Origin of the sequence: Synechococcus sp. MIT S9507 (assembly GCF_047304715.1) — a bacterium.
Taxonomy (GTDB): Bacteria; Cyanobacteriota; Cyanobacteriia; order PCC-6307; family Cyanobiaceae; genus Synechococcus_C.
The window spans coordinates 677,319-698,317 of sequence record NZ_CP138970.1; the positions used below are offsets into that span (position 1 = coordinate 677,319).

25 protein-coding genes and 1 tRNA gene are annotated in these 20,999 nt (G+C 51.4%); 11 read left to right on the forward strand and 15 right to left on the reverse strand.

Going from position 1 to position 20,999, the window contains the following annotated elements; all coding sequences use genetic code 11:
* The first annotated feature begins 4 nt into the window (after positions 1-4).
* Positions 5-1,009, forward strand: a complete 1,005-nt coding sequence (gene cbiB, locus SIB83_RS03555) for an adenosylcobinamide-phosphate synthase CbiB (RefSeq protein WP_413746798.1) — start codon at positions 5-7, stop codon at positions 1,007-1,009.
* On the opposite strand, the gene SIB83_RS03560 is transcribed toward cbiB, so the two are convergent.
* Positions 1,003-1,803, reverse strand: coding sequence for a sugar transferase (locus SIB83_RS03560; RefSeq protein WP_413406548.1), 801 nt, complete (start codon positions 1,801-1,803; stop codon positions 1,003-1,005). The two genes, cbiB and SIB83_RS03560, sit on opposite strands and share 7 nt — an antisense overlap.
* Positions 1,804-1,957: 154 nt before the next feature.
* Here SIB83_RS03560 and SIB83_RS03565 point away from each other — a divergent pair, with 154 nt between their 5' ends.
* Positions 1,958-2,215, forward strand: coding sequence for a hypothetical protein (locus tag SIB83_RS03565; RefSeq protein WP_413403666.1), 258 nt, complete (start codon positions 1,958-1,960; stop codon positions 2,213-2,215).
* Between the two features lie 291 nt (positions 2,216-2,506).
* Here SIB83_RS03565 and SIB83_RS03570 read toward each other — a convergent pair.
* From SIB83_RS03570 to glyQ, 3 genes are all read right to left on the reverse strand, one after another.
* Positions 2,507-2,593: transfer RNA gene (locus SIB83_RS03570), tRNA-Ser, on the reverse strand.
* Between the two features lie 55 nt (positions 2,594-2,648).
* Positions 2,649-4,571, reverse strand: coding sequence for a ComEC/Rec2 family competence protein (locus SIB83_RS03575; protein WP_413746799.1), 1,923 nt, complete (start codon positions 4,569-4,571; stop codon positions 2,649-2,651).
* 37 nt (positions 4,572-4,608) lie between these two features.
* Positions 4,609-5,514 (reverse strand): glycine--tRNA ligase subunit alpha, encoded by a 906-nt coding sequence (gene glyQ / locus SIB83_RS03580; protein WP_413746800.1) that lies wholly within the window; start codon positions 5,512-5,514, stop codon positions 4,609-4,611.
* Positions 5,515-5,811: 297 nt separating this feature from the next.
* Between glyQ and SIB83_RS03585 the strand changes: the two genes are divergently transcribed.
* The 3 genes from SIB83_RS03585 (at position 5,812) to SIB83_RS03595 (ending at position 8,233) form a co-directional block, all read left to right on the forward strand.
* Positions 5,812-6,402 (forward strand): recombinase family protein, encoded by a 591-nt coding sequence (locus tag SIB83_RS03585; RefSeq protein ID WP_413746801.1) that lies wholly within the window; start codon positions 5,812-5,814, stop codon positions 6,400-6,402.
* An 839-nt stretch (positions 6,403-7,241) separates the two neighbouring features.
* Positions 7,242-7,907: a hypothetical protein gene (locus SIB83_RS03590; RefSeq protein ID WP_413746802.1), complete on the forward strand. Its 666-nt coding sequence runs from the start codon at positions 7,242-7,244 to the stop codon at positions 7,905-7,907.
* A gap of 14 nt (positions 7,908-7,921) precedes the next feature.
* On the forward strand, positions 7,922-8,233 hold the full coding sequence (locus SIB83_RS03595; protein WP_413746803.1) for a hypothetical protein: 312 nt from the start codon (positions 7,922-7,924) through the stop codon (positions 8,231-8,233).
* Positions 8,234-8,392: 159 nt separating this feature from the next.
* On the opposite strand, the gene SIB83_RS03600 is transcribed toward SIB83_RS03595, so the two are convergent.
* On the reverse strand, positions 8,393-8,599 hold the full coding sequence (locus SIB83_RS03600; RefSeq protein WP_413746804.1) for a hypothetical protein: 207 nt from the start codon (positions 8,597-8,599) through the stop codon (positions 8,393-8,395).
* A 173-nt stretch (positions 8,600-8,772) separates the two neighbouring features.
* On the opposite strand from SIB83_RS03600, the gene SIB83_RS03605 reads away from it, so the two are divergent.
* Complete coding sequence (locus SIB83_RS03605) at positions 8,773-9,090, forward strand: hypothetical protein (protein WP_413746805.1); 318 nt, start codon at positions 8,773-8,775, stop codon at positions 9,088-9,090.
* A gap of 835 nt (positions 9,091-9,925) precedes the next feature.
* Here the strand turns inward: SIB83_RS03605 and SIB83_RS03610 are convergent.
* The 3 genes from SIB83_RS03610 to SIB83_RS03620 form a co-directional block, all read right to left on the reverse strand.
* Positions 9,926-10,072 carry a hypothetical protein gene (locus SIB83_RS03610; protein ID WP_413746806.1) on the reverse strand — a complete coding sequence of 49 codons (147 nt, stop codon included), beginning with the start codon at positions 10,070-10,072 and terminating at the stop codon, positions 9,926-9,928.
* 273 nt (positions 10,073-10,345) lie between these two features.
* Positions 10,346-10,615, reverse strand: a complete 270-nt coding sequence (locus SIB83_RS03615) for a hypothetical protein (protein ID WP_413746807.1) — start codon at positions 10,613-10,615, stop codon at positions 10,346-10,348.
* 1,244 nt (positions 10,616-11,859) lie between these two features.
* Positions 11,860-12,147, reverse strand: coding sequence for a DUF3104 domain-containing protein (locus tag SIB83_RS03620; protein ID WP_413746808.1), 288 nt, complete (start codon positions 12,145-12,147; stop codon positions 11,860-11,862).
* A 255-nt stretch (positions 12,148-12,402) separates the two neighbouring features.
* Between SIB83_RS03620 and SIB83_RS03625 the strand changes: the two genes are divergently transcribed.
* Positions 12,403-12,840: a hypothetical protein gene (locus SIB83_RS03625; RefSeq protein ID WP_413746809.1), complete on the forward strand. Its 438-nt coding sequence runs from the start codon at positions 12,403-12,405 to the stop codon at positions 12,838-12,840.
* A gap of 799 nt (positions 12,841-13,639) precedes the next feature.
* Entirely contained in the window at positions 13,640-13,813 is a 174-nt protein-coding gene (locus SIB83_RS03630) for a hypothetical protein (RefSeq protein WP_413746810.1), read from the forward strand.
* 293 nt (positions 13,814-14,106) lie between these two features.
* On the opposite strand, the gene SIB83_RS03635 is transcribed toward SIB83_RS03630, so the two are convergent.
* The 5 genes from SIB83_RS03635 to SIB83_RS03655 form a co-directional block, all read right to left on the reverse strand.
* Complete coding sequence (locus SIB83_RS03635) at positions 14,107-14,385, reverse strand: DUF3104 domain-containing protein (RefSeq protein ID WP_413403678.1); 279 nt, start codon at positions 14,383-14,385, stop codon at positions 14,107-14,109.
* Positions 14,386-14,470: 85 nt separating this feature from the next.
* Complete coding sequence (locus SIB83_RS03640) at positions 14,471-15,400, reverse strand: lipase/acyltransferase domain-containing protein (RefSeq protein ID WP_413746811.1); 930 nt, start codon at positions 15,398-15,400, stop codon at positions 14,471-14,473.
* A gap of 78 nt (positions 15,401-15,478) precedes the next feature.
* A complete protein-coding gene (locus SIB83_RS03645) occupies positions 15,479-15,826 on the reverse strand; it encodes a hypothetical protein (protein WP_413746812.1) in 348 nt (115 codons plus the stop codon).
* Between the two features lie 1,395 nt (positions 15,827-17,221).
* On the reverse strand, positions 17,222-17,701 hold the full coding sequence (locus tag SIB83_RS03650) for a hypothetical protein (RefSeq protein ID WP_413746813.1): 480 nt from the start codon (positions 17,699-17,701) through the stop codon (positions 17,222-17,224).
* Positions 17,702-17,849: 148 nt separating this feature from the next.
* Entirely contained in the window at positions 17,850-18,092 is a 243-nt protein-coding gene (locus SIB83_RS03655; protein WP_413746814.1) for a DUF3104 domain-containing protein, read from the reverse strand.
* Between the two features lie 642 nt (positions 18,093-18,734).
* On the opposite strand from SIB83_RS03655, the gene SIB83_RS03660 reads away from it, so the two are divergent.
* The 3 genes from SIB83_RS03660 (at position 18,735) to SIB83_RS03670 (ending at position 19,661) form a co-directional block, all read left to right on the forward strand.
* Complete coding sequence (locus SIB83_RS03660; RefSeq protein ID WP_413746815.1) at positions 18,735-18,986, forward strand: hypothetical protein; 252 nt, start codon at positions 18,735-18,737, stop codon at positions 18,984-18,986.
* Between the two features lie 72 nt (positions 18,987-19,058).
* Positions 19,059-19,202 carry a hypothetical protein gene (locus SIB83_RS03665; protein WP_413746816.1) on the forward strand — a complete coding sequence of 48 codons (144 nt, stop codon included), beginning with the start codon at positions 19,059-19,061 and terminating at the stop codon, positions 19,200-19,202.
* Between the two features lie 177 nt (positions 19,203-19,379).
* Entirely contained in the window at positions 19,380-19,661 is a 282-nt protein-coding gene (locus tag SIB83_RS03670) for a hypothetical protein (protein WP_413746817.1), read from the forward strand.
* A 58-nt stretch (positions 19,662-19,719) separates the two neighbouring features.
* On the opposite strand, the gene SIB83_RS03675 is transcribed toward SIB83_RS03670, so the two are convergent.
* Positions 19,720-20,031 (reverse strand): hypothetical protein, encoded by a 312-nt coding sequence (locus SIB83_RS03675; protein ID WP_413746818.1) that lies wholly within the window; start codon positions 20,029-20,031, stop codon positions 19,720-19,722.
* 223 nt (positions 20,032-20,254) lie between these two features.
* Complete coding sequence (locus tag SIB83_RS03680) at positions 20,255-20,839, reverse strand: ferritin (protein WP_413746819.1); 585 nt, start codon at positions 20,837-20,839, stop codon at positions 20,255-20,257.
* Positions 20,840-20,999: the final 160 nt, after the last annotated feature.

Below are 20,999 nucleotides of genomic sequence, written 5' to 3' on the forward strand. Positions count from 1 at the left end.
CCTGGTGATCGCCGCAGCCGGTCTCGACCGGCTGATCGGCGATCCACTCTGGTCACCCCACCCAGTGGTGTGGATGGGCCGTAGCATCAGCACACTGCAGCGCAGCACTGAAAGCTGGTGCGGGGATGATCCCGCCAGGTTGCGTCTGGGTGGACTGACCATCACGCTGATTCTCACCCTTGGCAGCGCTGGCTGCGGATGGCTGATCGAACGGATCGCCCTGCACACGCAGGGCGCACTCCAGAGCATCGCGGTGCTTGCTCTGGTCGCAGGCCTTGCCAGTGCACTGGCAGCCAGAAGTCTTGAACAAAGTGTGCTGAACGTGATTGCAGCCCTTCCCTGCAAAGGCGGCGACGATCTCTCGGCAGCACGAGAAAAGCTCAGCTGGATCGTGGGCCGTGACACGACCTCACTCACCGGTGACGAGATCCTGCGCGCCAGCGCTGAAACCGCCAGTGAGAATGCGGTGGACGGGCTGTTCGCACCACTGTTCTGGATGTTGGTGGGGTCAACTCTCTGGAGCCTTGGATGGACCGCCGCTCCAGGCCCACTGGCCCTGGCCTGGGGATTCAAGGCCGCCAGCACTCTGGATTCCATGCTCGGTTACCGCAGAGGCAAGCTGCGTTGGCTTGGCACCGCAGGAGCTCGACTGGATGACCTGCTGACCTGGCTGCCCTGCCGTCTGGTGATGCTGAGCCTGCCGCTGGTGAGCAGACCCTGGCGCCAGTTGCCAGAGCTGGTCAGGTCGGCTGAATCCGAGGGCCAGCACGATGCATCCCCTAACGCAGGACGATCAGAAGCGATTTATGCGCACTGTGCAGGCGTACAACTCGGTGGCCGCAACCGCTATGGCGATCGCTGGGTGGATAAGCCATTGCTGGGAACCGGCCAGCCCAATGTGGACCCGAAGGCTGTCAACAAAATCCTTGAACTGAGCAAACGCCTGGAGCTGCTCTGGATCCTGATTGCAGCCTTGCTGGGCTGGGGCCTGCAGGGACAGGTTCAGTAAGCACCTCGATCCATCGGCAACAGCAACACGCCGAAGGTGCGGAGGATGATGGCCAGATCGAGCAGGAAGGACCGACCTCGTGCATAGGCCAGATCAAGTCTGACCCGCTTGGGGTAGCTGAGATTGTTCCTGCCACTCACCTGCCAGAGGCCTGTGAGACCGGGCCTCACGGCAAGGACTTCATCCATGTAGTCGGAGTAACGAGCAATCTCCTTGTTAACGATCGGCCTTGGACCGACAACACTCATCTCGCCTCGTAGAACATTGAGGAACTGCGGCAGCTCATCAAGGCTCGAACGACGCAGGAATCTGCCGATGGGCGTTATTCGAGGGTCGTTGCGTAACTTGAAATCGCGTTCAAACTCAGCGCGCATCTCAGGAGAGCGCTCCAGCACCTGGGCCAGAACGACATCGGCATCAGGCCTCATCGTGCGGAACTTGATGCATCCGAAAGGTCGGTAGCCACGACCAACCCTTTTCTGGACGTAGAAGACAGGACCTGGCGAACTGAGCTTGACCAGGACAGCCAGAAGCAGAAACAGCGGCGAGCCAAGCCCAAGCACTGCGGCTGAGAACACGACATCACCACTGCGCTTAAGCGAACGCCCCAGACGACTTTGATGCCGAACAAGCGTGAGCGCGGACAGGCTCGAAGGCGGAGCCGCAATCAGCTCGAGGTGACGGCGTGATGCGCGACGACGGAGCTTGGAGGGCGACGCTGAAAGAACAGGACGGCGGGGAGTACTGACCAAGCGTTGTCCCTCTCGTCTCAACCCAATCAACCTCAGGGGCATGCATTCGTCAGCAGCCAAGGGCCAGTAGCCGCAACGGCACAGAACGAGATCACCCTGCTTGCGAAACGTCCAAGCGTGTCTCAGCACGCGACAGATTGATCAAGAAGTCTCTCAGGCGATTGCCGTCCCCGGCGCCTGTCCCGAAGCTTGGGGCATGGCATCCACCAGCACTGCTCTCAACGGTCTCCTCGAAGAGGCCCTCCGGGAGGCTTCCATCGGAGAAACCTCACACTTCCACTGGCATGCCACAGCCGTGGGAATCGCCGCCCTTTGGCAGGGGGATGCAGCACCCAGCACCCCACCCTTTGACCTGGCCGTCACCGAAGGACTGGAGGTCGGACTGGATCTGAGCAGAGAGGAGCGGGAATTTCATCAGGTCAGTGAAGGGCTCGTGCTGCTGTTTCACTCGTAAATGCAATCTGATGCGGAATGTCTTCAGGCAGTCTTCAGGGGCTGACTGTTCGCCAGCCGCTCAACTGAGGAATGTCAATGAGATTGAGATTCACCATTAGGCGCAGGCAAACCAACTCTTTACTAAACAGAAAAATCAACCCAATCCAACTAGATAAAAGAAGTTTTTCGAAATAGCATCAACATTTCTGGCCTGAACAATCAGCAGAGATTTGTCAGGTGAAAGAGTGCGAAATAAGACAAGCATTGTTCACACAAAGAGAACCATCCCCCATCAGGGAAGCTGATGAAACGGAGAGGGTGGGATTCGAACCCACGAGGGTGTTACCCCTACACGATTTCGAGTCGTGCGCATTCAACCGGACTCTGCCACCTCTCCCAGCGCTCATGGCGCAATGACAGCTTAGTAGGCGGCCATCAAGGCACTCGAGCACTCAACCGGATTGGGGGCGTAAATCTCTGCGACGCAGTCGCTGAGCTTGGCCGCCATAACGGATGTGCAACAGGCGACCGTGGTGATGAGAAACGCCAATGCTCAGTCCATCACTCTGCAGACGCTGACCAGGTGACAAGGGCAAGCGTCCTGTCTGTTCGGCCTGAAGCGTAGGCGTGAGTGCGTTCCAACAGGCTTGATGATCCGTACCCACCGGATCCAGGACCACAATCCAATCCAGCCGCTGATGGCCGAGCCCGCGGCTCAGTCGTGTCCCGATTCCACAACTCAAATCATCGCCATGACTACTCACCAAGGCCGCCCGTCCCTTGTGGCGCAGCAACAACCACTGGCGACCCCACTGCTCCACACGAATCAAGTCATCCCGAAGCTGACCGCGAACCTGCAGGCACACCACCAACGACAGCATCAACACCGACCAGCCACGCCAGCGCAGGGGAATCGGCAACAGCCAGGGGAGCAGACTCAGGGAAAACAACAGGGCAAGCAGAGGATGAACCGGGCCCGTGAGCAGCTGAGCCCATGGCCACTGGCTGATCCAGTGCACCAAAGCGATCATCCATGAACTCAGCTGTTGAACAGGCCAGATCAGCCAGGGCAGCAGAACCGATGTCAGCGCTGAAGGCAGGATCAGAACCATCACAGCCAGAGCCATGGAGGCCAGCGTGAGGGGCGCAAGCAATGGCGCTGCCAGCACGTTGCTGAGCACGGAGTACAGCGGTGCTGCTCCGAAATGAAGCAACTGCAGCGGCAGTGTCCAGAACAGGGCCACAAGGGGAATCGAGAGCACTGGAGCCAGTCGGTGCAGTGACTGGGGCCAGTGCTGCAGGAACCACTGTTCAAGGGGGCCCACCGAAATCACCAGGCCAGCCGTTGCTGCAGCGCTGAACTGAAAGCCAATGGAACGCCCCCAGGTTGGATGCACCAGCAGCATCAGCACCAGAGTGACAAGCAGCACTCCCAGCCTGCGACTGCAGGATCCACTTTCACGAATCAACAGTGCTGCTGCACCCATCAGCACCGCACGCACCACCGAAGCCTGTGCTCCGGCCAGAGCAAGAAACAGCGCCATGGCGATGCACCCTGCCGCGACTCTCACAGGCGCAGGCAATGCTCGGGTGCAGGCCAGTGCACAACCCAAGAGCACTGACAGGTGAAAGCCTGAAGCTGCAAGGGCATGTGAGAGACCTGCCACCCGGAATTCCTCGGACAGGGTTTGCGGCAGTGTCACTTGAGCGCCACCCAGCACCAGGGCCGCCAGCAAACCACCTTCCTGCGGGCCTGCCGTGTCGATGAAACGCGCAGCAATGGTTCGACGCGCAGCAGCTAGGGGAGCCCAGTCCTGCCGCAATACATGGATGGAATCCGTGCGCAGGCGACTCCAACTCCCCTTCAGAGCCAGTCGTTGATCAACAGCAGGAAGCAGTGGATGGGGTGAAGGCTGGGGCCGACGCAAGGTTCCCTCTGCTTCGATCCAGGCTCCTGTGAGCAAAGGCGACCCGCAGGGCTCGAGCGTCAGCTCCGTTCGTCCTCGACTGATCCGGCCGTTGAGACTGCTGATCTGCAGAAACGTTCGGCAACGATCGTTCCGCACGGCACCGTCCGCATGGATCCTGCCCACCACGCGCACGGCAAGAGAGTTGGCATCTCCTGGAATGAACAGGCTTGGATCCCCTGGCTGAGGCCTGGGCATGGCACCGGCTCCGCAACGAGCACTGACAAGACAGAGCATCAAAGCGAGACCCACAATGGCCTTTGTGGGTCTGCCACTGACTCGTCCCCAGACAGCCAGTGCACAGAACAGACAGGCTGCCAGAGTCACCCAGTGCAGCAAAGACTGGACAAAGACCGCCCCGATACTGGCCAGCAGCAGCAACAATCCCGCACTGATGACCGGTTGCATTCAGCACGATCGAGCTGTTTGGAGGGTTCCCCCGTGATCAGAAAGCGACGGCTGCTGAAGACGAGGCGACGGCGGGTTGCTTGAGCAAAGGGAATCCCAGCGCTTCACGCTCGGCGAGCCAGGCTTCTGCAACTTTGCGGGCCAGGTTGCGAATTCGACCGATGGTGGCCGTGCGCTCGGTCACCGAGATCACCCCCCGGGCTTCCAACAGATTGAAGGTATGGCTGCACTTGAGCACAAAATCGAGAGCGGGTGCAGGCAACTTTTTCTCAATGAGATCCGCTGCTTCCGCCTCGTAAATGGCAAACAACTGCTTGAGCCTCTCTGGATTGGAAGACTCGAAATTGAAATGACACTGTCCCTTTTCAAAGGGAAGCCAGATATCGCCATAACTCCGTTCTTGGTTCCAGCTCAGCTCCCAGATGCTTTCGACGTTCTGGAGATACATCGCCAGACGCTCGAGTCCATAGGTGATTTCGATCGAAACAGGCTTGCAGTCAATCCCGCCACATTGCTGGAAATAAGTGAACTGGGTCACTTCCATGCCGTCGAGCCAGACCTCCCAACCCACTCCCCAGGCCCCGAGAGTCGGAGACTCCCAGTTGTCTTCCACGAATCGGATGTCGTGATCGGCAGCACGAATACCCAGTGCTTCCAATGAGGAGAGATAAGTCTCCTGAATGCCATCGGGTGAAGGCTTAATCAGCACCTGGTATTGAAAATAATGCTGAGCCCGATTGGGATTGTCTCCATAACGGCCATCGGTGGGACGACGACAGGGTTCGGGATAGGCAACCGCCCAGGGCTCCGGCCCGATCGCCCGCAGCACCGTGTGCGGGCTCATGGTTCCAGCACCCTTTTCAGTGTCGTAGGGCTGGAGCAGGAGGCAGCCCTGATCGGCCCAGAAACGATTGAGAGTGCTGATGATGTCCTGGAAAAACATGACTCTGACTACGACTGGGTTTTGGCGCTTAGCACTGTTGGAACGGTGTTGGAACAATGCATACAAAGTCAGTCACGACCTGCAGCACCAATTCCAAGATCCGAAGGTTTGGAACCTTGTCAGAACCATTGTCCCAATTGGAGGGAGGTTCCACCACGGGGAACACCCTGAAAAGGGAGTACCTGGGTGCATCAGATCTTTTGACTTCAGATCCAGCACCACCGCCAACGGCACCACAGGCATCTGCCTGCATTAAAACTGTGCATCAAAAAGCAGCACCTCTATGGAGGTGTCCCAATGACGGTGTACGGGTACTGGCGCTGCAGCACAACCGAACAGGACCAGCAGCGACAGGTGCTTGCCCTGAAGCAAGCAGGTTGCGACGAGATCCTCGGAGACAAGATCACTGGCACGAGCGACTGGAGCAGCAGACCTCAACTCCAGCAGTGCCTCAACCTCATAGAGTCAGGGGACACCTTGGTTATCTCTGAACTGTCACGGTTATCCCGCTCCTTTATGGGGATGGTCAACCAGGTGTCAGATCTCCTGGAGAGAGGGATCCACATCAAAACTCTTGACGGGAGATTGGATACGACTGCAATGCCAGCAGAGATAACGATGCTGATCGTCTCAATCCTGGGATACGCAGCATCTCAAGAACTCGATCAAATCAAAACCAGAACCTTAGAGGGAAGAGCAGTTGCAAAAGCAAGAGGAGTCAAATTTGGGAGAAAGAGAACGTATACCTCATTTCAAGCAGACGAAGTTGTGAGAAAGCACAACGATGGAAATGGAATGGGCACCATCGCTAAATCAGTGGGAATGAGCAGATCAATGGTTCAAAGGATTCTCCGAGAACACAAGCAAAATCAATTACTCGTTGCCTGAACGCCTCTGTTCATGCATTGTTCATGCACAACCAAACCTTAATCATGCTCCATTTTGCACTTCCACTGCTACTAGCAGCAACGACTACTGCATCACCAGCAATGGACAATTCTCCAGTTGTAAAGTGACATCCCAAGGACGTATACATGACAAATTGCATGGCATATGGACTTTCACTTCAACCAGAGGATCCACGATTTGGGAAACAATGGGGATCTGGTGCAGACAAAGTTTTTCACAGATCATTATGCCTATGCTGGTACTCTCATATAGAGAACAAAGACACTTATACCCATAACGAGTTTAAATCTGCCAAGAAGCAGTGTGCCGACGAATACGAAGCAGACCACATCAAGGCAATGATCAAATACCTCAAGATCAAAGAACTGAGAGAGAAACTAGATTCAGGCAAGGACATCTGAAATTCGACACATTTAAATGGTGCATTAAATCACCTTTAGAGAACAATGCTCGCCATAAGTTACCTTAGATTGCACACACTCAAGACCGCAATCACTTATTAACAAATGGTACAACTTCTGGTATCATAAATAGGATGAATTTGAAGTCGATTTCATATTCAGAACGAGACAATACTTGCTCTAAGTGCTGGCACCACTTGGATAGTTAAAAAAGGAATGGACTACTAAAAAACAGTATCTAGAAGATCGTACCTTCCGTATCGGTTGAAACTGCATAGTCAGCGAATTAAACGATATAGCAACATTTCTTGGGTTAGAACATAGAGCACTTACACAATTGAATACACCTCTGAAAAACTAGGTGAAATACTAGTTAGGACGAGGAGTATCCAGAAATAATCACTAATCAATCAAACAATGACGAACAGATTACAGAACAAATTAATTAAATGGTGTTTTAAGCAAATCAATGATGGGTTTGATCCCTTTTATCTAGTAACGATCAATCTTGAAAACCCTAATGACTGGATACAAACTAAAAGAGAAACTTTCAACAACCCACTGGGTTACAAGGACAGGTATGGACTGAACACCAAAGTAGATGGCATACATCTTAGTGCTATGAACTTCATTGAAAGAATGTCATTGAAATATTGGAGTTTCAGACGTGGCAACGACGGTCTCGTTAGTAAAGATCTTCAAAAAGCAATCAACTTCATCCTCTACAAATACTATGGCATCAAGAGATTGGACAAATACGGGGACTCCATCAACAGGTTGGCATTTCATGAACTCGGCAAACAACGTTCTGAAAGGCACCTACATGCCCATATGCTGCTGCCAAAACGCCTACAAGGGGATTCTCCAGAAGAATTGGACCTTGTGCTTGCTCAGTTGAGTAATAAAGTCAAATCGGTGTCGAAGGTACGCACTCCTCATATGGACACGATAGACACACTGATCGTTGATGATAAATACAAGATGTACAACACACCACAAAAACGGGTTTGTGCAGGGGAGCCGATTTTGGAAAAGCTGTTGAACAGCGTTCAACCAACCCAAAAACCGGGCTTTAAATCCTAGTGCAGCACTGGGTTGTGAAGAACACCAACCCAATTCAATTGAGAAGCCCAGGAGTTGCAGATCATTTCAAAACCAGCTTCAAGGCAAAGCTGCAACAAGCAATTGACAACGAAAACCTGCTTGCTTTCAAGGGCAAAAACAGGTGCGAACGAAGACTCATAGGGGGCAAACCATTAACTAATTGCACAAAAATACTTGCAAATCAAAAACGAATATCAACAGCAGAGCGCATCCGTACAGGCAAGCTGGTGAACAGGCCGATAAGAGCTTTCATGAGCAAATCGCGCAGCGCAGGCATCATTCCTTTCACTGAATCAGCTGCATGATTCAGGAATGAACTTGCCAATCACCCGGACCACAAAATAAAGCTCATTGAAACAAAACCAATACATGCAACAACCATTGTGCTGCAGCGCAAAAACTTGCCACTTGCGTCTTTGCAGGGGATGCAATGCTCTGCAATTGCTGTTGTTACCTATAAGCCATCAAGGCATTGCCGCTGTGACCAGACGCCCTGACCCAATCGTCATCAGAAAGGTCATCATGATCACCACGTCCCACGCTTTTGACTTGATGAAGTAAGGCACAGAGATAGTCATTGCCGCCAAATGAACGATCACTCCAGTCACAACATCAAGATGGAGGGTAATGAAATATGCGGCAATGACTAATCCACTGCCGATCACTCTCATTCGTTGAAGCAAGTCCATACACCTATTTCCTTCACTGGACATTATGAAAATTCTGGGCATTAGACGTGGCAGGGATTCGTTAGGGATTACCGGCCACGACAAGGAAAGAAGGAACACAAAAATCCCCCGGTGCTGAACGCCACTTGGCAGCCAAAGTGATCGACGCATGAGGGATGTTGCGTTCATACAAGACCCAGGCAAGCCAGGCAAAAGCAATCCAACAGTTCAGACCGCATTGGAAAACGTCGTTGCAACCATCGCTTGGAACTACAGGTACAGGCAGCTTCAGAGCAGGGGCATCGCACTCACAAAAAGCATCACCACAGCAAGTCCTGCGATTCAACAGCGAAGGCTATTCAGAGTCATCGCTTCGCAATATTAACTGGCTAGTTAAAAAACTCAGCACTCATGACGCACTGCGCCTACTGGAGATTCAACAGGAATTGATTAGCCTCCTGATCACTCATGGCCAGGGCAATATCTTCGCTTAGAAGCATAATCATTGCGTGCCTGACATGAGGCGCCTTGCCAACAAGATCACATCCGAGCTTCTCCCCCAAATCCTCAGCACTTAGTTTTGCCCACTCATGAAGCAGAACTTGCCTGATCAATTCCTGCTTCCTTCTCAAGAATCTGGATTCCTGTGTTGGTGAACTGGGATTACTTTTCGTCATCACACCAACTCCCTATGCATCAACCCTAACTCCCACCCTTGAGAATTACAATTAAAATTTGAAGCCATATTTACGCCAAAAAATAAAAAATCAGTCTCAAGAGCCACCCAAGCTCAAAACGCATCAACAGTGGCGAGCAAAAGCCTCAAAAGCTCAACCATTGACTAATAAGCAAATAGCGCCATTCGCACTGGCCTAACAATCAGACATTTCCAAGCAATTGCATTTGAATAATCATTGAGATAAAAGAACCATCCGGCTCAGCAATTCTGAAGAGTTACAGGCAAGCTAATTCAAGCGCATTCACCAATGAACAAAACGATATCAATCCACCCCTACGCAGGACCATGCATCAATCACACGCCATAGTGCTCTTGAAGATGTACCAAGCGCTTGTGACAATGGGAGTAGTCATTGAGCAACCGGGGAACAGGCCCTTGCTCTCTCATCTGCGCCATCAAAAACTTGAGGCGTTTGCGAAGCCGATGTGCCTCATGATCAATGTTTGAGATCTCAATGGACTGGTTCATTGAATATCACCAGTGATTCACTTGAATTCAGTAGATCACGACTGGTTCAAGGAAACATCACCCATTCGGGGGATTATCAACAACGGAAGGGGCGCGAGTCAGAATTGCTTCTTCCTGTGAAATCAATCTCCATTTTTATGATGAGCCGATAAGAGATTTTCTGTCCTTTCCTGAATTGACTGCTCGATCAACTGTGTTTTTGCGTGGGTCACAGCACCAAGCCCCACCGCCAAGGTGAGGGTGTAAACGAAGAGGGACTTAACCAACATGGCTTCAGGGAGTGGTTGCATGGGGGTGATACCCCCCTTCGACTCCTTCAAGATCACAACACTGCTGGTGAACCTCACTGCACAGCTTGGGTACAAATCCCAAGACGATCTGGTGAACTTTCGGTGAATGGCCGAGTACTCACTCCTCTTCTGTGATCAACCAACACTGATGCCATTCACAACAATGTGACAAATCGAGGCCAACCCGCCCTGATCCCAAAGCAGGCAGCGAAATAACATGAATTGCAGGGCTACTGAAGACAACCCAGTCCCTTAAAGGTCAGCGGCCTTAATGGCTTGCAGACTGAGCATCAGATGGGTTCTGAACGCTCCCAGAGCCATGACCTGATCAACAGTCTTCGCCTCTGCGGCGATGGAGGCAGACTTCTCAACCTCTTCAAGGAGTGAGCTCACGCGCTCAGCCCAGTCAAAGCTCATTGCTTCGTCATCTGCTCCGTCTTCGGAAGACGATGAGCCAAGAGATGCTGCATTCAGATGGATGGACAGTTCCTTGAAACTGACGGCACTGGGAACCTCTTGCATGACTCTTCTCTCCAAGACATCAGAAAAGTAGTTCGCTCCGTCCCGCAGGGATAGTTCGGTCAGGGTGTAGATGACCGCCCGAGAGGACTTGCCATCCAGAACGAGGCGTCAGCAGTGTCAACGCTGAACTCAGCAGCAAGCTCGACCAATGGATGGAAAGCGTCTGTCAGAACAGTGACTGAGCACAATGAGACTTTGTTTTGGCAAATCTGCTTGTGCCCAGAGGAACAAGAGGCACCTACGCATAAGTGATTATCTACAGCCAGAATTGCTGTGCTTGTTTAAAACAAAATCAGTATGTGATTTTGAATAAAATGTCAACATTCACTTACAGCCTTTTGGCTGGCTTTTCACTGTTTGCGGTATCAGCTGCATTATTTGCATTGCCCTATATGGGTCATTGGCCTCAAAGCTAGTCAACGGTCGGCAAGCATTCAAGAGTTATCTCAAGGACAGATTCAGACTCAGTCATAACCATGCCTGTTGCCACTCGGGAAAAGGAATTCTGAATGAGGCAGGTGATCCTGCGAAATGAAGCATCAGTGTGAATTTGGCAAGATTGATGACATGAAAATAGAGACACCACACTTTTGATCAAAAATTCTGAACTTTAAGCTGGCGAGATCCGAGACTTACCGAGACAAGCCATAAGTATTTCTACCATTGCAAGCGATATTCCGGTTAGTTAGAAATGCAACATGGTCGAAGGCTCTCCGGGAGAGGCCTCAACGACCTAAAGAGGGACCAACGAGCCCCTCTTTTTAATGAAAATGAATGGGAGCAATATCCAGTTTCACCATTCGAATTCTTGAGATTCAGACTGATTCGTCGTGCAATCAAGCTGTGTCAATAGAAGTGGCTGATGCTGCATCAAAGAATGAGAGCGCTGTATTGCCTGAATCATCAACGACTTGAGCCATGGCCAATAAAAGACCCAGTGCTTGGCCTGCACTGGGCCATGTTCTCGCCTCGTAGCAAGTTGGAGTCCTGTGAGGAGAACCAACTGTAACAATTTTAGCAAACGCATGTACTACCAACAGGCATAGTTACAAGCAGTCGCAAAAATATCCGCAGCGCGCGAGCAGCTGCTTGACAGGACAAGGAAGCAGTATGCCTATCTCTTGCGATGACAAACGGATAAACCCTGCTCTTGTCACGGAGTTGCGCTCACTCATGACGTCTCAACCGGTCCAGCAAAAGCCAGAAGTGTTGATACGCAGGCTTGCCAATCCTTCGGGGAGCAATCAGCCAAAGAGCCCGTCCAGCGAGTGAAGGACATGAATCAACTCGTCGTTATGGACCCACCTGATCGAGCCACCATCCACATCTGCAACCTGAAAGAGCGCATTGGCCTTCTGGTCCTTGGCACCGGCGTCGTGCCAGACGACCAGCCCCATCCACCAATCATCCGCCTTCCCAAAGCCAGCACTCTGCGGTGCTTGAACAATCACGAAATGTCCTGCCCTGACGTCGAGGAGCCGAGGCCTGTTCTGAACTTGACCTGAAACGCTGTTGAAGCGGCCTACCGTCATAAACTCGCTGCCAATACAAGTGTTCTACCCTTGCTTGAGGGGAGTGACAAGTGGACCTTCCAGCGGACAACAGATTGAATTGCTCGCCAGCTTGACTGACAGTCAAACAAGCGGACAGAGAGTCACTGACCCGATGATTCACCCTTTTGGGTGAGGTGATTCCAAATCGCATCAGCGATAGTGACTACATCAGAAGCAAGACGTCCATCACAAGACAAAACAATGTTTACCAGAATCGCAATATGCCTGGCTTAAATGACTGTTTTCCCAGCGAGCATCAGTGCCAATTCTCGCGTGATTGGATTAAGGAATAATTTCAATTCAAGTCTTGATCAGTACAGATCTAGCGAACCGGCCTACAAGTGTTCAGCATTTGACAACGCCAGGACTTACGCCGACCTTGTCATGCGCGAGGGTGCCGATGCATCTCTCGCCAGGCAGTGGAATTCAATGCTGCCATCAACCGGTTGTGGGCTAACGCCTTTAATCATTGATCAAACGGCAACCAATGAATCATCAAACCCTGAACCAAATCAAGAATCAAAACCAAAGGATGATGGATCGACATCGCAAGAAAAGCCCTTAGCCACTGGTTCATGCCTGCCATTTCAGGACATGATATCTATCAACATGACCCGAGAGGTTTATGCATCATGTCAAGGTGGTGGTTCAATTTTTATCAAAGCCCACTAAAGGCAACTGTCTGCTTGCTCCGGGCAAAAGTTCGAAGGATCAGGCATATCGGATGGCTATCCGCATAGCCCAGGAGATCCGTTGAACAGCCATCTTTTGATTGAGTGTAAGCGACCATTTATTGAATGGTTAATGCATGATTGCACGGAAGCTGGTGGAATACGGATAATCATACTTTTGCTCTAACTCTCTCACCATTTCTTCAGCATTGTATAAATCATGACAAAAATTGCACTGACCATCGGGGTCGCAAACCAGATAGCCCTCAGCATATTTATGCAAAACAGTGCCTCTAGCCGTTCTTGCAAGAAGAGTCTGAGAATTCATTGAGCCGATGCGATTACGCCTTTGTCATGGCATTGGCAATTCAAATCTTGTCGTAGCGACAATTACCGTTCCAGCAAACAATAAACTGCCTGTTATTGCGGAACATCAACATACAGCCAAACCTCAGCTCACCCGTGAATTGGATGTTGCTCTACCTTAATGATAGTCGCTCAATTCCTCGATACAGATTGGTGACTGCAAATGAATAAAAAACTGAACGCTTCTCTGCACATCGATAGCATCTCCCACAATTGGGCGGAATTGTTGAGCTGCGGCCAAAACTTCACAGGCTTCTGCACGGGATCAACACAATCGACCAATAGGCTCTGAACGATTCACCAGCAGCTCACCAGAATTTCGCAGGGTGTGCACCATAGCTGCGCAGTGGAGTTCACCAATACAGGTGTGACATTGAAGGAGTCGAGGTGAGCAGCACCCCGCAAAAAACAAACTCCTTCACAAGTGATTGACAATGAACATTTTCGCTTCTCTTACTGCCATTGTCATGATGGCTTTTCCTGTTGAATCGAAGTTGCAGCCGATGGTCGGAAATATCATGGCTGAAAAGCTGTATTACGCAGAAGGCCGTCAACACCCAAATCACCCTCTCCACGGCTCTTATGAAGGGCTTTGGGCAGGAGAATAGCGTTGGATTTCTTACTCAATATTGAACACATGATTCAGCGAGTGCAGCCACACCTGAGAATCAGGATTCAAGAACCATACCTGCTGAAATCATCAAAGCTCCGAAAGCCGGAATGACCAAACCTGAAGCAACTTGAGTGATTCAGCAATGCTCTCTGACCAACGACGATTCGATCACGAGTTGGTGAAGGGCTATCGAATCCCGACGAGAGAACAGCAACCATCGTTGAACGCACTCATCAAGCATCCCACGGAAAAACACCCACCAATTGCGTTCCGTCAAGGGCAGCATTGTTATTGCTCTGGAGCCCTCGGCAGGATGTGGGTCACCAGATCGGCATTCACCCACCGGATCACACCGGAATCAACATCAGCGATCTGGAAAAGGTTGTGCATTGACGGATTACGGGCAGCTCCGCCGCAGTGGATGACCTGGCCCATCCACCAATCCTTGCCTGGCATCTCCCCGGTCAGAGAGTCATGGCGCACGACCACCGTCATCCCGGGAGCAACATCCAGGAAGATCGGCCTTTCCGAGTGGGGCGAGCTGGGAACCCCGCGATCAGCTGACATACCCGCGAAACCAGGACACCTGTACTAGCTCAAAATCGGGAGGATCGCTCTGCTCTGCCGTGAACCACACGGGAGTCGACTTAATTCATTGCATTGAGCTCCCTCTGGAAGCTGGAGCTGAATTCTGCAAACAGACATCAATGCCTGACGCTGTCTCCTGAATTGTTTTTGACAGATGGTTGAGAACTGTGGCGTTTTTGAAAATTTCCATATGACTGATACCAGCGAATTCCTTCATTTCACAGTCTGGGTGCTTCAACCACATACGGGGTGCTCGATTCATCCAGGCACTGTCGCCTTGATCTCCTGTTGTCTGGATCAATTCAGGATTTTTTTGTGAGTAAAGTCCCTGACATTGAGGATCTTTACAGCTTGAGACCGGAACCTTCTCTCTTGCAAAATCAAAGCCAGCTGTTGTGAGCAGACCAGTGCCGAAAACAACACGGGTTGGCACAGGCAGTGGTTGATGATCACGTGCACCCTTCTGGAACCAAGTCTGCTTTTCGAGTGCATAGCGATTGGTCGCTTCCGCGATCGCCAAAGCACCTGCTTCGCGTAACAAAGTCTGCGCATCTCGTGCTCGATAAGAGGTCTGTCCCCAGCGATACAAAATTGCTTCTCCAAAAATGCTGCTTTGCAGCCCGAGAGCGAGTTCTCCCACCCATGTCATATCCGAAGGAGACGCGACCTTGTCATGGCTGTCCCAGCTCCATTCCTGCTGAAAGGCCCAGCGCAAACAATCACTGCAACCGGAAAATTGACCAGCCAATGAGTAAAAGAGGCCAATATGTCGTGCGACCCAGACCGGATCCTGAGTGCGCAGAAATTGATAGGCCAGGAGACATCCCTGGCTGTGGCAAGCAATAGTGACCTTCCTGCCCTGGCTGAGTGCGAACTGGCTGATGATCAGCTTCTTCAGATCTTCTGCAAAGTCTGTTTCCCCGGGTGGATATCGATAGTCGAACGGAATGCAGGCAAGATTGTGATTCGCAACCCAGCCCTTGGCGATGAGCATCTGCATCATTTCCGCGTAACGAGGACATTCATGCAAGAAGTCCTTCCCGATTGATACCGGCCTGACACGAATCCCGCGTTAGTTTTGTGCTGACCCATCAGCTCTGATATCGAGTTTGAGCCACTTCCTCACAACAACCACATCGGAATCATCCAGACCGCTTCGACGGGCGTAATCCAGGGCATTGGCAACAGGAGGATTGAACTCAGTGAAAACTTCTGGTGGATTCATCGCCGGAAGCAGAAAATTGATTTTCGCGGGTGAGCGCTGCTCACGTTTGGCCTCAACCCGAAGGGCACTCATCCCATAGCCAGGCACAAAAAGAATCGGTGGCTGTTCACTCTTGTCGGAAGTTCTCAAGCCGCGAGCAGACAAGCCGAACAACAGCAGGGCAACTGAGCCAATCACAGCGGATTGAAGTGTCATCACTCCTGCCCTTCGTCTGAGCCTGGGCACGCCGCTTTCACTATTGGAGGTTTTGCCAGTGAAGGCAATGCGCGATTTGACGGATGGCAAAACAGCCACAACGGGTGGAGAGTAAGACCACGAAATCGGAGGAGCCCATGACGGCCGACACTCCACCAGCGCAGATCAAAGAAGCAGACTGACTTCTGGCCCCTGCTCCAACAGTCTCAACAATGACCTGGGTTGGTCCTTTGGTTAGGTACACATCAGATACGTCACGCCAATCGCCGCTCCGTTTGCACCGCCCTAGGTGCCCCAGGAGACAACAACCCGACACCTAGAGCCAATGGCCCCAGGGCGCCTCTAGCCAGAAGCTTCGACCCCTTCCTTTCCCTACAAGTGATGGGTTGAATAATGCACAAACGAGCGAGCTAGGCCGTCTTTCCACCGGGAAGGGCGGCCTTCCTCTTGAAGATCGATATAAATCACACGTCCGTTAAGAACGGCCAAAGACCTAATGAAAGAAAAGAGTTCAGATCAAGTCAAGAACTCAGAACTTAATCAACGACTCCTTTGAGAGCGAGAGCGCAGGTATGGGGGTTTTTGGCGCTCTTGTAGGTACGCAATAGAGCTACAGAAATTCATAATGGGATTTATGCGATCACAGACTTATCGACATCAATTCACTGCTTGGTGTTTTTTTGGCTGAGGAAAGTAAACACTCTCTCGTCGCGGAATACGGCTGGCTGCACCTGCCCCGCCAAGTGCGGGGTTTTTTATTGCAGCGGGGAATGCTTAAACAGTTGTACTCAATTGATGCCCATCAATACGTTGTCCACAATGACGCTGCTTACAGAACAGCTGCTAGCGCTCAAAGCACACAACGCTGACGGCTTAAAGCATCTGCTGAAGCTGGGCCTGCAGAACTGGGCCTGGACATTGTGACGAGTGAACGCGGGACTTCCTGGTGCCACTCTCAGCGAAGTAACAGCTGACCAATTGTTGTCTTGGGAGGTGAAACCAGGGGGCCCAGTGCCTGGAGAACAGAACGTGGCATGTCTTGATGCGATGAGCGCATGGTTTCACCATCACCTTGGACTGAATTGATGATCAAAGTCCTATTCAGCTCATATCTCATACATCTGGGCTTTGTCTCCCACTCCGAGGATGACACCCTGAATTTCCTACAAAGTGGTCTGTATAAAGGCTTGGAGGACCCTTCAGGGATTCAGCGGAGCGGATACCTCTAACTCTTGAAATGAATGCTGGAGACTTGAGTAGTCCCTTTTGATCTTCCATTAACAATTCTTGCTTATCAATGCCCCGCCAAGTGCGGGGTTTTTTATTGCTCCAGTCTTTGACTGGATGTGCATCACCAGATCAGCGTTGATCCACCTGATAAACCCAGACTCAACATCAGTGATCTGAAAGACGACTCGCAACACATATATCTTTGATATGAGCAGCCGTCCTAAACCATACCCAAAGCTCGAAAACAAATGCATCAATAAGAGCGCTGTTATCAATCAATTGATTTGTGGCTTCATCACTTAAACCAAGGAATCCAATAACCAATGAGCCAACAATAACCAAGGGGACAAAGACGAAAAGAAAACCTCTCAACGTCATCACCCAAGTGATCGAGATGAATTTATCTGAGAATTTAACGCCAGACTCACCTCCATTATCCAAATAACACTTACGCAACATCACGACAATGACGACAAGAGAGGCAGCCCAGAAAACGAAATCCCAATCAGTAGGCTCATGAGCCATTGGGAAAATCAAAAAGTGCAGCAAGAGTGATGACGCAAGCCAATAGCCAAATACTTCTGACTGTTTAAGCGAACTCTCAGACAACTGGGTTTTCAGTGCCTGGATCCCTAAGAATTTCAAGGTTGTTCTGCAATACCTCTAATCTAAGAAGTCGAATCCATAGAGGCAACAATCCCGCAGATTAATCATTCACCAGAAATTTGAAATCACTGGAGTGCAGATATAAAGCACTGTTGACAGTTCAGAAAAAATACAGTCAACCAAACTGTTAGAGACGTACCAGTGGAACGACCTTATTGGCTTCCATACCAGTCAGGACAAGTCTTGTTACTAGCTCTGAATTAACTGATCGAACTTCACCAGAATCAACATCGGCAACCTCGTACAAGGTCTGCCCACTGTTGACATCAGCTCCAACCGTACGGCGAACAATCCAGCCCATCCACCAGTCAGTGCTGGTTTGGATTGAATCAGCTGATGGTTGCACCAACACAAGATCTCCGGTTTTCAAGCCGAAGAACGGTGGACGATTTCCCGTCAAAGACATAGCTCTCCAGAAAAACTGACAAGAGCCTCACACTTGGTTCTGCGCCAAAGGCGACTCAGGCTTTCTAAGGCTTCCTCATGGGCAAGGCCATGCGCAAAACAACTTATTGGCAGCAACTGTTCCAGTTGAATTCTTGTCTAGAAGTCGTCGGGATGGAATCCTCTTGAGGTGCCACACAGAGCACCTACCATGACCGACAACATACAATCGCCACGATTATTCTGACCTTTGCCTGACATGGATTCACTCAGATCTGAGGGGTAACCCTTTAGGACTTGTCCTTTGCTGGCAAGTCATTCTTGTGATGATCAGCATGTGGGTTGTCGCAACACATGGGTTTTCCTATTTGACGGCCATCAGCATCAGATCGATGTCTGATCTGGTCATCCCCCATCCGAGTGAAAGAGAAGGCAATGTGCTTTGACAGGAAAGACACAGCCCGACTCATGCTCAGTTGCTTGAACTGAAATCAGATTCATGACAAGGATCTGGCACTGATCAGCAGATGAACACTGCATCTCCAGGACGTCGACACATGGAACAAATCGCAGAAATCTGAATCGCGGAGAGATCAGCCAAGGTGGTGTTCAGATCTAGATTGCAGGCATGATTCGCTTCTCATTCACTGCACTGAGCTGCTTTCTCGCAGTCTCATCACTGCATGGGCTTCAGACCTCAGCCCAAACCAATGAGCGTCTCCTGGAGGAACGCCTGATTAGTCCTGCTGTTTATGAGCTTCTGAAGAGTCGTAACGCCAACACCCGATACGAGCGACTGGAGGCGGTGCAACAAGCCTGCACAGCAGGACAATTGCCACCCAGTGATTGTGCAAACACCAAAAGACGCAGGGAGTACTAAGCAGGATGATCAGTGAAGGCAATGTATGAATTCTGCTCGGCCTGAATCGGACCAAAACAATTCAGCAAACAGGTGCAGGTGCAAGTCGACATCAACCTTGTGATCAATCGAGGGAGCATCACTGTCAACAACCTGCCTGCAAGAGCGAGGCTGCTTCAGCAGCAATTGCCTGGACTGAAAACAACTCCTCCAGTGGAAGCCATTGCACAGAGGTAGGCTCAGACCCAGGAGCAGCTTGCACATCACTCTGCTGCTCTGACATCAGGCCAGGAGAAGAAGGATTCTGATCCTGCCGAAATCTCTCGATCTAATGCTGCCCCATGAATGCATCTCTCAAGTAGGGATCATCGCTTCGGGATCGAGGCAGACTGATGCCTTCAGGCGTGAAAATGAATGCTGCCCACTGCTGAGGATGCCAGGCAGGCGTTGTTGAAACTGCTGTCGACATTGGCTGGCCCAGCAAATGCCAACGCTGATGAAACCCAGCCAGTTTCAGCACAGATCGCACACTGCATTGAACGCACCAAAACAGAAGCATCAGAAGGTGCTGCTCTTGTTGATGCTTGTGTGCCCCATGGCAGAGCGATGCTGACGCAAGCACAGAAACGCCTCGAAACTCTGGAAGCTCTGAAAGTGCTGGAGTCAGTCGTCAGCGAAAGATTGAACGTGCTTTAGCCAAACAAAAACCCCCGCTCCTGGAGAAACGGGGCTTTGCTTGATTGTTGATCACCCTTCAGAAGCGCAGCTGCACTCCAAATCCTGCAGGCGCTCCATAGACGTTCCCATACCTCACTCCATAGGCAGGAATCACGCGTGGATAGCGATTGATCTCTCGGTGATACGCACGTCGGGCACGACGGTAGTCACGCGTGTCGCGGCGAATCTCACGGCGCAGCTGCCTCAGCTCATGCCGCCTTTGCTGCTCGTAATTCCGCGCTTCAGCGGCAGGAGCCATTGCGCATGTTGTGGCTCCGATCAATCCAGCGCAAAGCACTGCTGTGCTGACTTTTTGAGTCACTGTGTTGACCCTGTTGAACGTCGTCATGGCCTTATGGAGTGAAGTTTTTTTTGGGGTTGCTGCCCCCTCTGACTCCTTCAAGATCACAGCCCTTCTGGTGAAACCAACTACACAACTCCGATGCAGAACCCACGAAGTTCCGGTGAGCCTCCGGTGAATGGCAAAAACCCCGCGCTGGGCGGGGCCGTGGGGACCGGGATAGTCAATCAATCGCCAGGTGGGGCTCCTGGCTGAATCAACCGATCGTTGCTCAGCCTTCAAGCTTGGCCGGCTCGGCCTCGCCTTCCCTCAGCTCGGCATCGATCATCATCACAGCAGCTGGGTTGCCGGCAGCGAACCTGACCCGGCCCAGCAGATAGGCCGCTTCATGTTCAGACAGGCGCTGATCATCAACAATCGGATCCAGGAACACACTCGTGCGGCGGTCGAGGTCCTGATCAGCCGTTCCGTAGAGCTGCAGCACCGAGGCGGTCACATCAGCCTCCATCCGGAAGACATTGGCGATCACCTGCTCCACATCAGGCCATTGCTGACGTGGTGGTTCAACGGTGTCGAGCACAGGCCGCTGACCCCTGCTGATCAGATAGTCAGCAAACTTGGCAGCATGCTGCTCCTCCTGTTTGGCTTCATCACGCAGGTGCTCGGCAAAGCCGGTCAGTTCACGTTCTGCAAACCAGATCGCAGCAGCGAAATAGGCGGCAGCTGACTGACGCTCAAGGTTGAGGTGGGCCTGCATCAGATCAAGCATTTCGCCCGACATCGGCTCGGCCATCGCCCGCCCGGCAGGACCAACAGGAATGGTGATGGTGGCTTGAGCAGTCGCTGAATTTGTCATGTCGAAACTCGGGGAGGGATGAACCAGTTCTACATCACAAAAGAGCAAAAGTTAGGCGTAAAAACCGAACATGAAGCAATCAAAATATGCTTTTGAGAATCACATTCAAAAACCGTAAATATGCTCTTGAGAATCACACTCAGCAACCTAAATCTGCTGC

Bases quoted from the DNA above. Each gene is read 5' to 3' on its own strand.
- glyQ (WP_413746800.1), bottom strand. From the start codon at position 5,514: ATGTTTTTCCAGGACATCATCAGCACTCTCAATCGTTTCTGGGCCGAT.
- SIB83_RS03640 (WP_413746811.1), bottom strand. From the start codon at position 15,400: ATGCTCATCGCCAAGGGCTGGGTTGCGAATCACAATCTTGCCTGCATT.
- SIB83_RS03625 (WP_413746809.1), top strand. From the start codon at position 12,403: ATGACTGTTTTCCCAGCGAGCATCAGTGCCAATTCTCGCGTGATTGGA.
- SIB83_RS03610 (WP_413746806.1), bottom strand. From the start codon at position 10,072: ATGTTGGTTAAGTCCCTCTTCGTTTACACCCTCACCTTGGCGGTGGGG.
- SIB83_RS03670 (WP_413746817.1), top strand. From the start codon at position 19,380: ATGCTGCCCACTGCTGAGGATGCCAGGCAGGCGTTGTTGAAACTGCTG.
- SIB83_RS03590 (WP_413746802.1), top strand. From the start codon at position 7,242: ATGACGAACAGATTACAGAACAAATTAATTAAATGGTGTTTTAAGCAA.
- SIB83_RS03635 (WP_413403678.1), bottom strand. From the start codon at position 14,385: ATGTCAGCTGATCGCGGGGTTCCCAGCTCGCCCCACTCGGAAAGGCCG.
- SIB83_RS03675 (WP_413746818.1), bottom strand. From the start codon at position 20,031: ATGACGACGTTCAACAGGGTCAACACAGTGACTCAAAAAGTCAGCACA.
- SIB83_RS03660 (WP_413746815.1), top strand. From the start codon at position 18,735: ATGATTCGCTTCTCATTCACTGCACTGAGCTGCTTTCTCGCAGTCTCA.
- SIB83_RS03560 (WP_413406548.1), bottom strand. From the start codon at position 1,803: ATGCCCCTGAGGTTGATTGGGTTGAGACGAGAGGGACAACGCTTGGTC.
- SIB83_RS03620 (WP_413746808.1), bottom strand. From the start codon at position 12,147: ATGACGGTAGGCCGCTTCAACAGCGTTTCAGGTCAAGTTCAGAACAGG.
- SIB83_RS03600 (WP_413746804.1), bottom strand. From the start codon at position 8,599: ATGAGAGTGATCGGCAGTGGATTAGTCATTGCCGCATATTTCATTACC.
- SIB83_RS03575 (WP_413746799.1), bottom strand. From the start codon at position 4,571: ATGCAACCGGTCATCAGTGCGGGATTGTTGCTGCTGCTGGCCAGTATC.
- SIB83_RS03615 (WP_413746807.1), bottom strand. From the start codon at position 10,615: ATGCAAGAGGTTCCCAGTGCCGTCAGTTTCAAGGAACTGTCCATCCAT.
- SIB83_RS03645 (WP_413746812.1), bottom strand. From the start codon at position 15,826: ATGACACTTCAATCCGCTGTGATTGGCTCAGTTGCCCTGCTGTTGTTC.
- SIB83_RS03585 (WP_413746801.1), top strand. From the start codon at position 5,812: ATGACGGTGTACGGGTACTGGCGCTGCAGCACAACCGAACAGGACCAG.
- SIB83_RS03605 (WP_413746805.1), top strand. From the start codon at position 8,773: ATGTTGCGTTCATACAAGACCCAGGCAAGCCAGGCAAAAGCAATCCAA.
- SIB83_RS03630 (WP_413746810.1), top strand. From the start codon at position 13,640: ATGAACATTTTCGCTTCTCTTACTGCCATTGTCATGATGGCTTTTCCT.
- SIB83_RS03565 (WP_413403666.1), top strand. From the start codon at position 1,958: ATGGCATCCACCAGCACTGCTCTCAACGGTCTCCTCGAAGAGGCCCTC.
- SIB83_RS03680 (WP_413746819.1), bottom strand. From the start codon at position 20,839: ATGACAAATTCAGCGACTGCTCAAGCCACCATCACCATTCCTGTTGGT.